Here is a 12,828-nt window from a genome sequence, read left to right as displayed (position 1 = left end):
TTAGAAGCTTGTTCCGATCATGAAGTGAGCTCGGGAGCTTCCCTGATCGTTAAACGCGTAATCGAGGCGGATGGGACCCAGAGGAGTGCGGAAGCGGATACCCACACCGTAGCCGTAGTGGAACGTCGGCTTCGCGCTCTGCTCAAAGCCAGCCACGCCCGCGTAACCGCCCCAGGCGCCGCCGTAGTCCACAAACGTGACCAAGCTGAACTGCTCCTGGATCGGCTTGCGCCATTCCAGAGTCGCCACCACTGAGTTGCGGCCCCAGAATCGGTCTTCGCTATAGCCTCGAACCGAATCATTTCCTCCTGCAAAATACTGCTCGAAGAACGGAACAGTTCCGGTTTCGGTGCCTCCTTTCAAACGAAAGGCGAAAACTTCACGCGAAATGTCGTCCGGGGTGCGCGGCTTCTTGTTGCGCGTGTAATACGTGCGATAGTCGAAGCTCAGCTTCACAAAGCCGAAGCGGCCGTCCTTGACGTTGCGGAGATCGGGGGGCGAGGTCGTCACCGGTCGGATCACCGAGTAGCCGGGCTCCAGATCGACCCGCAGGTACGTTCCCTTCGATGGGTCGATGTCCAGATCGCGAGTGTTCATGATCGACGTGAGGCCAAACGAGCCCACTTCGCCGTCCTGCTGAACATACGGTACGGAGCCAACCGACGTACTCAACGTCGGATTGTCGGTGTTGATGCGCTCGTACCGGGACGACAGGCCGAAGCTCATCTTTTCGCTGACCGGTCGCGTCGCCGAAATCGTCATACCCGTACGCCGTTCCTTGTACTGATCGGCCGTATTGGTGGTCCCTGCAAACGTGCTGCTAAAGCGGAAGTTCAGGCGGTCGTAAACCGACACTCGGAGTGCCGTATCCTTGCTGTCCATGAACGGGTTGGCGTAGTCCAAGCTCACGCTTCCGCCATAACCGGCCGTCGCCTGCGTATAGTTGAATCCGACCGTTTGGCCGCTCCCCAAGAAGTTTGAATCCGAGTAGCTGACCGCACCCGCCAGCGAGTTCTGCGGGTCCAACACGACGCCGGCGTTGAAGAGGCCGGTTCGCGCGTCGTTGAGGTTCATCACCAAGTCCACGCTTCCCTCTTCCTGGTCAGACTGCGACGGCTGGGTCGGGCTGACGCCCTCGAACCACTGCGTGCTGAGAATGCGGGAGTAGTCCTTGTACCACTTGTCCGGACTGTACGCGTCACCCGGCTTGGTCTTGATCAGGTGGTTAAAGACTCCGGGTCGGGTCGAGGTCATCCCTTTGACCGTCACCGAGTTGACCGTCAGTTCCTTGACCTTGATGATAACCGTCTCTGGGTTCTGCTGATCCGGGCCGATGCCCTCGACCAGACCGAAGAGTTTTCGGTCCGTGTAAAGCTTGGCGATCGCCTGGGCCGTCGGGCCTAGGTCCGCGTTATTGAAAGGCTTGAGGTCCTCGTCCTTCGCGCCTGCCGGCGGCTTGAACGAGACGACTTTGAGGATGTCTTGAGTAGGAATCGCGCTGTTGCCGACCACCGCTACTTCGCGCACGACTTCGTATTCCTGCACGTCGATGGTCACGTTCCATGAGTTGCCCTCGGCGTTGGTTACCGGCGTGGTGGTGTAGTCCACCTTGGAAAACCAACCCATATCGCGGATGTGCTGGCAGTCTTCCTTCAGGGCGCCCAGGTTCAGGAGCTGGCCTTCCTTCACCTTCATATTCGCTTTGATGGCGACCGTCGAGACCCGTTTATTGCCACGAATGGCGATCTCATTGATCTTCCCTGAATCCTGCGCTCGCGCCACTACGGCGATGGCGAACAGACACGCGACACTTGCAACTCTAGCCAGCACTAAACTCGATCCTCCCTGGGCAAACACAATAACTGTACCTGCGTTATTTACTTGGGACGTGCAGTTTGATCGTTTGATACGGTCGTTTTGTCGTGGCGATCCGATTCGTGAAATCGATGGACAGTTTGTAGGGCCGTAGTTGGTCCGTTCCGAGCGAGAAAGAGAGGGCGCGCAGGGCATTTGGCCCCCGTCGCGGACGGTATGCCAAGCGGAAATCGTATGCCGTCGGCTGGCCGGGAAGCGGCTGATAAAGCTGCTGCCGCCCCTGCAAGAAGAAGCCCTTCCCCAGGCCCTTGACGAACGACACCGACGTCTGCTCGAAGGCGTTGTAGTCCACACCGAAGTAGTCGAAGCCGAGGTCCTTCGCCAACTTGGTGGTGATGCCGTTCAGCAGCGAAGGCAGCGCGTAGCTAGCGAAGGCGTTGCGAAGCTCGGACTCCACGTTGCTGTTCACGCCCGACTGCAGGAAGTTGGTGAGGATGTCCGTACGGCCCAGAAGCTGGAGAATGCGGTCCTGACTGAGGTCGCCAGGCTGACTGCTCGCCGTCAACTGCAGGCTGTCGGTCGTCGAGAGCAGGTCGCCCTTCACGTCGATCGAGATGTCGTACCGTTCCGGCGTCACGCCGTTCTTCAGCGCCGTCAGCGAGGTCTCGCCGTGCAGGTTCGCGTCCAGCTTGGCGCTGTTGTCGAAGCCCGTGCTGGCGTACTGAAGCTTGAGCGTGCCGTCCGGCGACAGCTTCACGTTCCCGCCCGGCAGAGTCAGCGATCCGCTCTCGACCGTCAGTAGGCCATCGGCTTTGAGATTTGATAAGGTTCCTTTAACCGAACCTTCACCTTTGGCATTGATCTCCGCTAGCGAGGCCTTGATATTTATCGGTTGCTTGGCCGAGAATTTCAGGTCCAGCGTCGGGTCGATGACCGACTCGGTGGCCGTGCCCTTGGTGGGGTTCAGGGTGGGGATGATCGTCTTCGTGTCCTCAAACTCAATGGCACCCGAAATCGATGGTTTGCCCAGTGTGCCTCCGATCTTGATCGGTTGATCCGGCACATCCACTGTGGCCTGCACATAGGCGCCTTGCGGGAACGATTGGAATACGCCGAACTTATTCACCGCCAGCGTGGCATCCATGATCTGGCGGTCCTTCCACGATCCATCGTTCGGCTTTAGCTTCACAAAGTCATCGATCGACAGCTTGCCATCGAACGCCAGGTAGCCCTGATCCGGGATCGCCGGGTCAGTGTGGGAGTAATTCGAGGTCGTCCGCGCTTTCAGGTGCAAGAGGTAGCCGAACTTCGGATTGTTTTCCACCATCGCCGACAGTGATAGGTCTTTGAGGTTCAGGTCCAGCGGACGACCGATAATGTCTTGTGATTTGCCGTACCGCACCGTCCCTGCCTTGAGGTCCAGCGAGCCGTCTACCGTCGGGTTCTCGAACGTGTTGCCGATGTCGAAACCACCGCTCAACTTCACGCCGTCGTCTCCCAATTCGACGCCCTCTAGCTCCTTGAAGAAGCTAGACACATCTCGGTCTCCGTCCAGCTTGGCACGGATATCGACCGGCGTTTTCTGAGCCAAGCCGAAGTCCGAGTTCAGATAGAAATGCGAATCTAGGGTTCCTGCGATCGAACTGAGTCGGAATTTGCCAGTCGCGTCCACCTTCAGCGCGCCGTCATCCGGTCCGTTCACCGGCTGAACCGTGATATCTGTATTCGTACGGAGTCGCGAGCCCTTTTCGCCCACCATCCCCTGGCCGTTCGGCGTTAGTGCCGCTGAGACCTTCACTTGGCTATTCAGAATTGGACGGTCTTTCGTGCCCTTCAGCGTAAAGTTCGCCTCGTCGACGGACACGTTGACATTGGAAAGCGTCGGTGCCAGCGCAGAAAACTTACTGACCGGGAAGCCGTAAAGCGAACCCGCGATGTCGAGTTCGCCTGTATCTTTGATGGTGCCCGCTAACTGGGCGGTACCGTCCGGTCGAGCCAATTGATCCGGCAGCGTCACGACGCCCGCAAACGGAATGTTGACCTTGTTGTTCTTCGGTCCCTCCAGCAGACCGTCTCGGACCGAAATGTCTCGGTTCTGGTACCGGCCCTTGATCGAGAAGTTGCCAAGGTCCTCTTTGCCCAGCTTGATGTTGGAAACCTCGAGGTCGGGAACGTCGACCGTTGGGTTATCGAAGTTCCCGCCGAACACCATCTGCGCCCCGAGCTTGCCATCGAATTGATGAAGTTTGTCTAGATTATCTTGACTTAATCCAAGCCTCGGTTCTACCGCCTTCAACAAATCCTGGATCGGGATCCGGTAGCACAGCAGTTCACCTCCGATGCCCTGCGAGTCTGGAACATAGGTGGCTCCATCCAGCCGGAAATACTCGTCCAGCGAGCCGATGAATGCATTCGACGTCCACGCCTTGCCGTCGAACGACGCGTCCCAATCGCCCGAACCGAAGAAGGCTTTGTTGATGTGGACATCATCCACGCGGCCTTGGCTCTTAAAGCTTGCAAACGTTCCGTTGGCGACGTTCACCTCAAACGTCCCGCCCGTGCTTCCTTTGACCGCCAACTGGAGGGGCGCTTCATCCGGCTGCTCGCTTCCGCCGTCCGACTGCTTCACCGGGTGCATCGCCGATTCCGTCACATCGCCGAGATCGACTTTGTCGAACTTTCCGGTCAGCTTTCCGCTCTTGTCTTTGACCGAAAAGTCGCCGGCAATATCCGACAGTTGCCCTTTGGCGAAGTCTGCAGTTCCCCGCATGATGTGGAGGTTTTGGCCGTCATAGTTAACAAATCCCTCAGCGGAATCGACTGCGAAGTTATACGCCAGCACCTTCTTCGCTTCGAAGTTCCCTTGCACCAGCGGGCTCCCGATCGTGCCCGAGAGCGCGACGTTTTTGAGGTCCAGCACGCCACCCACCGGCCCATCGTACAGGTCGCGGATGTCGATGCCGTGGACGGCGAACGTACCGTCCAGCGTCTGCTGATCGAAGCCGATTCCCACCGACCCGGTGATCTGGCTCGCCTCTTTCATCGCCTCGATATCCTTAAATCGGATGTTCTTTTTGTCGCCGCTAAAGTCGGTCGCAACGGCCATGATCTTGCCCGGCACGCCGGAATATCCGACGCCGTAGGCCTGCATTTTGCCGATGTAGTGCGGCGCGTCCAGCGTGCCCAGAACCTGCCCCTGAACGTCTACCTTGCCCTCGGTGTCCGTCGCAAGTTGCCCTAGGTCGATGCCGTTGCCCACAACCCGCACGTTCATTCCCTTCTTCAGGTCGATGTCGCCCGAGGCGTATAGCGATCCCACTTGGTCGTTCAGCGACAGTCGGTCGAGGTGGAAGACGTCGCCATCGAACCGAAGCGCGAAGTCGGCCCGGCTAAGGTCCAGCTTTCGATCCGCCAATTTGATATGCGGATCGACCATGCCCTTCACCATCACATTGGGCTTCGAGACCGTGCCGTCGATCAGCGCCGCCACCTGGGCCTTGCTTCCCATGACTTCGGCTGGGAGCCACTTCGAAAAGTCCTTTGCGCTCGCCATGGGGGTCGAGACCGCGCCTTTGATCGCCTGCGTCTTAAGGTTGTAGCCGAAGTCGCCCGTCACCACCGTCGAGCCGATCGAGACCGGATGCAGCGTTGCGAGCACGTCGTCGCCCTGGACCGCTACATCGACGTCCATCCGCGTCGACTTGAGGCCGTACGCGGCGGGCGAATTAACGGTCGCCGAACCCTTCCATCCGATCTTATCGTTGGCGTAGGTCACGTAACCTTTCACATCCGCCGACCCAAACGACACGTCCTTGGGAATCTTGACCTTGAACGATTCGATCTGCGCAGGCGTCAGACCCGCCACTTGCACGTTGGCACCGAACGACACTTTGGGGTCGTAGGCCACGGTGCCGTCCACCTGCCCTTTCAGCCCGCGATAGTCCACATCCGCCTTCCCGGTCAGACCCTGCTCGGTCACGATACCGGCAAAATGAACCCGATCCGCCCGGTACTGATCCCACTCCGGCGTCAGAACATCGGAATCGACGTTGGCTGTGAACTGGGTCTTCCCTTTCTCGGACACCTCAAACCGGAAGTTGCCTTTCACGATTCCGCCCGCCACCTTCAGCTTCTCGATAGGGGCGAGCTGTTTCTTTTCTTGCCCCTGGCGAAGGCGCGACAGGACCGAGGCGACGTTTGCCTCAAGCTGCTTGCCGGTGATGGACACGAGTCCAGGCTTTTTGTGGAAGGTCACCACCCCTTTCGCGAGGCCATCGACTTCCACATTGGCTGTCCCTTCGCTGGTATCGCCCTGGCCGACAAAGTTGCCGGAGCTGATGGTCACATCGTTTTTTTGCCCGCCAACTGTCGTCCAGTCGCGGAAATGCACTTTGGTATCGCGAAGGCTGATCTGCCACGGTTGCTGCGATTGCCCACCTTCGGACGGGCCGAAGTACTTGGTGAGGTCGATTTCGCCGTTGGCCAGCCGGCTTACCCACAGTTCACCGTCCTTGATCTGCACCTTCGGCGCGAGACTGTCGACCGAGAGGCCCTTGACCGTTAGCGAAGGCACTTTGGCTACGAGGGTGCCGTCTTCCTTTTTGATGGAGACCTTGGTGGCGAAAAGCGTTTGCTGAATGAGGTCAACCGAGTAGTGCTCGCACTCGATCTTGAGCGGCCCCGCCGGGGTAGCGTAGTCCATGGTGAACCCGGTGCCCGGGGCGAGAAGAGTGTCGAGGCACTCGTACGCATAGATTCCGCCCGCGATAGTCACCACCGTTACCGGGGCGGCCATCACCAAGAATCGTATGGGTACATTCCACATTCCGCTGCCTATAGGATACGACGCTTCGCCAAGGCGAGTGCAACCCTGGGTCCCAAAAGTTGGGAGCGTTGAACTTGCAAGGGCTAGAAGCTCCCGCTCCCAAGCTACCCTTTGGTCACGACGATATCGCCGTTCGAGTCGGAGCCGCCGTCGGCGCGGACTTTGGCGCGGATCTCGATTTTTGCACCCACGGGTACGCCGGTCAGCTTCACTTTCCAGACGTTATCGACATCCTCCGAGCCGGTTCGGCCGTAGTGGCTATCGCCACCGACCACTTTGCCGTTGGCAAGGATTTCGATGCCATCGACATCTAGGCGGAAGGCCCCGGACGTGTATTGGAAGCGGATGGTGTACGAGCCGTCGCCGGAGACGCCGGATGTGATGTCCCAGGTCTTGGTTTGGTAGTCGTTCGAGACCTGCCCCGCCTTCCATTCCGCCGTCGGAAGGCCGAGGTTGGCGTCCAGCGGGCGAGCATTGATGTTCAGCTTGGTGAGGTCCACGCGGAGGCGGTCGACAAAGTCGCGGAAGTTCTTTCGGTTCTTGGGAGTCCAAAAGATTTCGGCGGCGGCGAGGCCGCGCGGGAAGGCCATATACTCGGCGTATTCGGGGGTGCGGATGTACTCGGTCCAGAGTTGGAACTGGCCGCCCAAAATGTGCTTGCGGTTGGCCTCGGGGACGGCGGCAGGCACGAGGTCGAAGTCGTACACCTTGCGGAGCGGCAGGAAGCCACCAATGGCGTGAGGCTCGGTTTTGGGGTCCGCCTGATAGTAGTCGAAGTACAACGCGCCGTTGGAGGCCATGACTACGTCGTGGCCAGATGCGGCGGCTTCGATGCCGCCCTTTTCGCCACGCCAGCTCATGACGGTTGCGCCGGGGGCGAGGCCGCCCTCGAGGATTTCATCCCAGCCGATGAGACGGCGTCCCTTCGACGCCAGGTACTGGTCGATCTGCTTCACGAACCAGCTTTGCATCTCGTGCTCGTCCTTGAGGCCGCGCTCCTTGATGAGCTCTTGCACGCGCGGGCTGGCCTTCCACTCGTCCTTGGGGCACTCGTCGCCGCCGATGTGGATGAACTTGGACGGGAAGATCGCCATGACCTCGTCGAGGACGTCTTTAAGGAATTGGATGGTCTTCTCTTCGGGATTGTAGACGTGCTTGATGACGCCCCACGTGGTCGCGACAGGAAGCTGTTCACCCGTGTTGCCAAGCTCGGGATAGGCGGCAATGGCGGCTTGCGAGTGGCCGGGCATCTCGATTTCCGGCACCACGTTTACGAACCGATCGGCGGCGTATTTGACGATTTCCTTGGCGTCTTCCTGCGTATAGAAGCCGCCGTAGGGGGTTTCGTCGTACTCGGCCGGGCTGTAGCGGAGCATGGTTTTGGCACGTTTTGAACCGACGGACGTGAGTTTTGGATACTTCTTGATTTCCAATCGCCAGCCCTGATCTTCGGTCAGGTGCCAATGGAACGAGTTCATTTTGTGGAGGGCGAGTGTGTCGATGAACTTCTTGATGAACTCTTTGGGCATGAAGTTTCGCCCAGTGTCCAGCATCGCGCCGCGCCACTTGAAGCGGGGCTCGTCTTCGATGATGACGGCGGGAACATCGTAGGACGTCGCGCCCTTCCAGCCTTCGAGGGGGACGAGTTGGCGGAGGCTTTGGAGGCCGTAGAAGACGCCGGCCGGGGATTTGCCGGAGATTTCGACGGTGTCTTTGTCGATTATGAGACGATAGCCTTCATCATTCAAATTCAAAGACTTGTCGATTTTGAGAACTACGGCGTTTTGTTTGCCGGTGCCATCGTGGAGATGGAAGTAGCCCCGGGCCATGTCGGCGACCTTCTTCAGGCCCTTGTCGGCCACGAGGACGGTGCCCTCGTTGAAGGAAAAGTGGCCCGGCTGTTGGATCACCGTGACCGGCTCGGGGATGATGGGATACTGGACAGTCGCGAGGGCGGCGGCAAAGAGGCTAACCACCGGCGTTCTCCTTCTTGTCGGTGAGGAAGTTCAGCTCGGCGATGCTAGTCCACTCGTTGCCGTTGACCTCATCTAGCGCCCGGAACTCGACGTAGCGGGCCTTCACGGGCTTGTCGAACGTCACCCGTTGGAGGTTGGCGTTGTTGGCAAACGTCCCGCTGGCGACGAGGGCGAGCTGGTCCTGGATGAGACCGGCGCGAATCTCGTACTTGCCGACGCGGCCATTGGCCTGCTCTTGCCGAGGAAGATAGTCGAGACCGGAGAGATCGACTTCTCGCCCGAGGTCCACCACTACGAAGTGGGGATGCCGGTGCACGCCGTCGCTATAGTTGGTGTGCCAGAAGGTCGAGGGGTCGCCATCGAATAGATGGGAGACCACGCCTTCGCCGGGCTCTTCGCTATCGAAGGTGAGGACGCGGATGTCCTTCTGCGCCAGTCGGTAGACGGGCACGAGGAGCGGGTAGTCCTTGCTGACCATCGGGCTCGGGACCCATTCGGGGATGGTCTGGAACACGCTCATGGTTCCGCCCTTGGCGAAGTCGGACTCGGGTGCGATCGACTCGGTGGCCTGGCCGTTCATGCGGAAGATTCGCCCTCGGGGGTCGATATCGCCGATCTTGAGCGTGCCTTCCTCGTTGCGCGAGACGGTTGGCACCGGGGCGACGGGGATGACCACGCGGCCATCGCCGAACTCGCCCTTGCGGACGGGCTTGAAGGCCACGCGCCAGGTTCGTGCGCCGGGCTTGCAGAGGTACTGCTGAAGCGGGCCGGGGCCGCACGACGCGCCGCCGAGGCCCATCTGCTGGGCGTCGAGGCTGACGATGGTTTCGTTGCGCGGATAGAACGGAATGTTCTTGCGTGGCTCGCCGTTTTCGTGGCGCGAGTTATCGACGTCGCGCGGATCGAACTTGCTGACGGTGACGGCGAGGTGACCCCACGCCTGGAACATCAGGCCGGTGCCTTCGGAGTCGGTGAGGGCGGCCCAGCGGACGTCCTCCTTGTTGCCGTTATCCTGCGGGCGGACGTACTGCTGATACTGGTCTTCGACGCTGCCCGAATAGAGGCCGACATCGGCGGCATCCTTGCGGTCGGGATAGCTCTCGAATGGGCCACGTCCGAACCATGTGAAGGTGTCGTACTGCGCGCCCATGCGAAGATCGAGGCCGATCTTCGGGAGCGGCGGCAGGTCGCCGACGGGGGTGAAGTCGTTATCGACGGTGATGGAGCCATCGCCGAGGACGGTGTAAGTGGCCTTGTGGAAGAAGCCCCGACCTTTGAAGCCCCGGCAGTCCATGAGGACGGTGACACGGGCGGCAACGGCGCTGAGCTTTTCGACGCTGGTGGTGATTTCGCGGTGGGCCATCGAGCCGAGGCCAGACGCCCAATAGGCACCCTGGAACCAATTATCGTTGTCGATGAACGCCCGGAAGGTGTTCATCCACGGACCACGGACGAGGGTTTCCTTGCCATCGATTTTGTAGCTGGAGAGGAGTCCGGAATCCTTGTCGAAGGACATGGACACGCCGGAGGCGGTGAGGTCGACCTTTTGGTCGGACTCGTTGACCGTTAGGGCGGGCATGGTGTCCAGGCGGGCGACTTGGGCCATCAGCGGGTTGGCAACCTGCAGTTGCTCCCACGCGATTTCGTGGCCGGCTTTCGCCCATTCGGTGTCGGTTTTGGTCTTGAGCGAGACGCGGAGGAAGTACTCGCGGCCCGGCTTCTTGATGGTCATGCCGATGGGGACTTGGACATCCTTGGTCGTGCCAGGGGCGATGTCGGGGGAGGGAATCGTGCCGCCGGAAATCTGCTTGCCGTCCTCGCTGAGGGTCCAACTCCAGTCGTACTGGTTGAGGTTGGTGAAGGCGAACTTGTTTTGGACGTGGATTTTGCCGGTTCCGGGCTCATCGGAGGTGATGGCCACGCGCTGGTAGATCTTTTTGACTTCCCAGAGCTTGGGTGTGATTTGGCGGTCAGGGAGGACGATTCCGTTATCGCAGAAGGGGCCGTCGTTCGGCTGGTCGTCCCAGTCGCCGCCGTAGGCGTAGAACGGTCGGCCATCGGGGCCGATCTGCTCGACGGACTGGTCGACCCAGTCCCAGATGCATCCGCCCATCAGTCGCGGGTAGGCGTCGAACTGCTCGACGTACTCGCGGAGGTTGCCGACGGAGTTGCCCATGGCGTGGGCGTATTCGCAGAGGAAGAACGGTTTTTTGTTGTCGGACTTTTGGCCGGATGAGCGGACGTAGTCGACGCTGGGGTACATCACCGATTCGACGTCGGCGACCTCGTTGTATCGTTCGTAGTGGACCGGTCGGGTGGGGTCAAGCTGGTGGACTAGGTTGGCGGTGGCTTCGAAGTTGACCCCGGAGCCAGCCTCGTTGCCGAGGGACCACATGACGATACTGGGGTGGTTCTTGTGGCATTCGACGAGGCGCTGGGTGCGGTCGAGGTGGGCCTTCTGCCAGATCGGCTGGTTGCCGAGCGTGCGATTGAGGTTGTAGCCCATGCCGTGCGACTCGATGTTGGCCTCATCGACGACGTAGATGCCGTACTTATCGCAGAGTTCGTACCAGTACGGGTCGTTCATGTAGTGCGAACAACGGACCGCGTTAAGGTTGAACTGTTTGTACATTTTAGCGTCCTGCTCCATGCGGGCGCGGGAGAGGACGATGCCGGTGTGCGGGTCGGCCTCGTGGCGGTCGGCGCCAAGGAGCTTGACGGGTACGCCGTTGACCTTGAAGATTCCATCCTTCCATTCCAGTTTGCGCACGCCGATCTTGGTGGAGACGGTGTGAATGGTGTGGTTGGTATCGTCCTTCAGTTGCAGAACGGCTGTGTACAGATTGGGAGTTTCGGCGGACCAGAGCTTGGCATTTTCGAACACGGTTCGGATGGTCGGCTTGCTTTCGGTTTGAGGCTGGACGGGGCCGCCGCTGACCTTGATTTCGGACTTGGAGACCTGCTTGCCATTGGCGTCGTAGATGTCGGCGTCGAGCGTGAGCGAGCTCGTGGCGACGCCGAGGACGTCGGCGGAAATGGAGACTTCGGCGCTACCGTTGAGCGGGTTGGCGTCGATTTTGAAGTCGCGGATGTAGCTCTTCGGTGTGCTCATGAGGGCGACATCGCGGAAGATGCCGCTCCAGCGGAGCATGTCTTGGTCCTCCAAGTAGGAGCCGTCGGTCCAGCGGTAGACCTCGACGGCGAGGAGGTTTTTGCCGGGCTTGATGAAGTTGGTGAGGTCGAATTCGGCGGGGCCTTTGCTGTCCTCGCTCCAGCCGACCTTTTGGCCATTGAGCCAGATGTAAAAGCCGGCGTAGACGCCGCCGAAGCGGATGATGGTGCGGCGGGTGGACCAGTCGGCCGGGACCTCGAAGGAGGTTCGGTAAGAGCCCACGGGGTCGTAGTTCTCATCGACGAAGGGCGGATTGGCGGGGAACGGGTAGCGGACGTTGGTGTAGTGAAGGCCGCCGTAGCCCTGCATTTCCATGGTGGAAGGGACGGGGATGGTCTTCCAGGTGTTGTCGTTGAAGTCCGTTTTATAGAAGTCGACGGGACGATCGGCGGGGCGTCCGCACCACCAGAACTTCCAGTTGCCATTGAGGGATTTGTAGAATGGCGACTTGTCGCGGTCGGCCTCGATGGCGGAATTGGCGTCGGCAAAGGGGATAGCCTCGGCGCGCGGCGGGAGCTTGTTGACGCCTACGACTTGGGGGTCTTGCCACTCGAGAAGGTTGGGGGGCAGGATCTGGGTCGGTTGGGGCTTGGCGCCTTGCCAAGCGAGGAGGAACATCAGCGAGAGAGCCGCCATTGGAAAAGTTTGCCTGATTAGGCGGGGTTTTTGAAGGTGTGGCGGGCGGTTTTCGCGGTTTTTTTGCGAAATCAGGAAAGCGCTTTCCTGATTTGGGGTGGTTGGTGGGCAAGATGCCCACCTTCCCAGGAGCTTGACTTCCATTGACCGCTTTCTTTCCCTCCGATTCGCCTACGGTCTGCTCATCCTCCACAAGTGGGTAGCGGGGTTAGTGGGCATGCTGGGGAGTTTATCGACAGCCCGATTCCTCTCCTCTTAGGAGAGGATCTTCGCGCGACGATAGGAGTCTGCGAAGAGGTGAGGTAGGTGGTACCACCTAGGTAAGCGTGATGCTCATAGCTCCCGGGGGCTTCCTTTTTGGTAGGTAATCCCGATTCGCTTGGCTGTCCGATTCTGCTTCGCCT

Annotated in this window: 4 protein-coding genes; all 4 read right to left on the bottom strand. The window is 59.8% G+C overall.

Annotation, left to right across the window (positions count from 1 at the left end):
- The 4 genes from GC165_05775 to GC165_05760 all read right to left on the bottom strand — a co-directional run bounded on the left by GC165_05775 (nt 1) and on the right by GC165_05760 (nt 12,568).
- Complete coding sequence (locus GC165_05775; GenBank protein MBI1332368.1) at nt 1-2,010, bottom strand: BamA/TamA family outer membrane protein; 2,010 nt, start codon at nt 2,008-2,010, stop codon at nt 1-3.
- Entirely contained in the window at nt 1,874-6,640 is a 4,767-nt protein-coding gene (locus tag GC165_05770; protein MBI1332367.1) for a hypothetical protein, read from the bottom strand. The genes GC165_05775 and GC165_05770 overlap by 137 nt, the downstream gene beginning before the upstream one ends.
- 104 nt (nt 6,641-6,744) lie before the next feature.
- Complete coding sequence (locus GC165_05765; protein ID MBI1332366.1) at nt 6,745-8,616, bottom strand: family 20 glycosylhydrolase; 1,872 nt, start codon at nt 8,614-8,616, stop codon at nt 6,745-6,747.
- Nucleotides 8,609-12,568, bottom strand: a complete 3,960-nt coding sequence (locus GC165_05760; protein ID MBI1332365.1) for a DUF4981 domain-containing protein — start codon at nt 12,566-12,568, stop codon at nt 8,609-8,611. The genes GC165_05765 and GC165_05760 overlap by 8 nt, the downstream gene beginning before the upstream one ends.
- Between the last annotated feature and the right edge of the window lie 260 nt (nt 12,569-12,828).

The sequence above is a fragment of the Armatimonadota bacterium genome (assembly GCA_016125185.1).
GTDB lineage: Bacteria > Armatimonadota > Fimbriimonadia > Fimbriimonadales > Fimbriimonadaceae > Fimbriimonas.
This window is presented reverse-complemented; position numbering and strand designations above follow the sequence as displayed.

What these genes read in the sequence shown, in the direction of transcription:
- GC165_05775 (MBI1332368.1), bottom strand. Translation starts at nt 2,010, where the DNA reads ATGCCCTGCGCGCCCTCTCTTTCTCGCTCGGAACGGACCAACTACGGC.
- GC165_05770 (MBI1332367.1), bottom strand. Translation starts at nt 6,640, where the DNA reads ATGTGGAATGTACCCATACGATTCTTGGTGATGGCCGCCCCGGTAACG.
- GC165_05760 (MBI1332365.1), bottom strand. Translation starts at nt 12,568, where the DNA reads ATGGAAGTCAAGCTCCTGGGAAGGTGGGCATCTTGCCCACCAACCACC.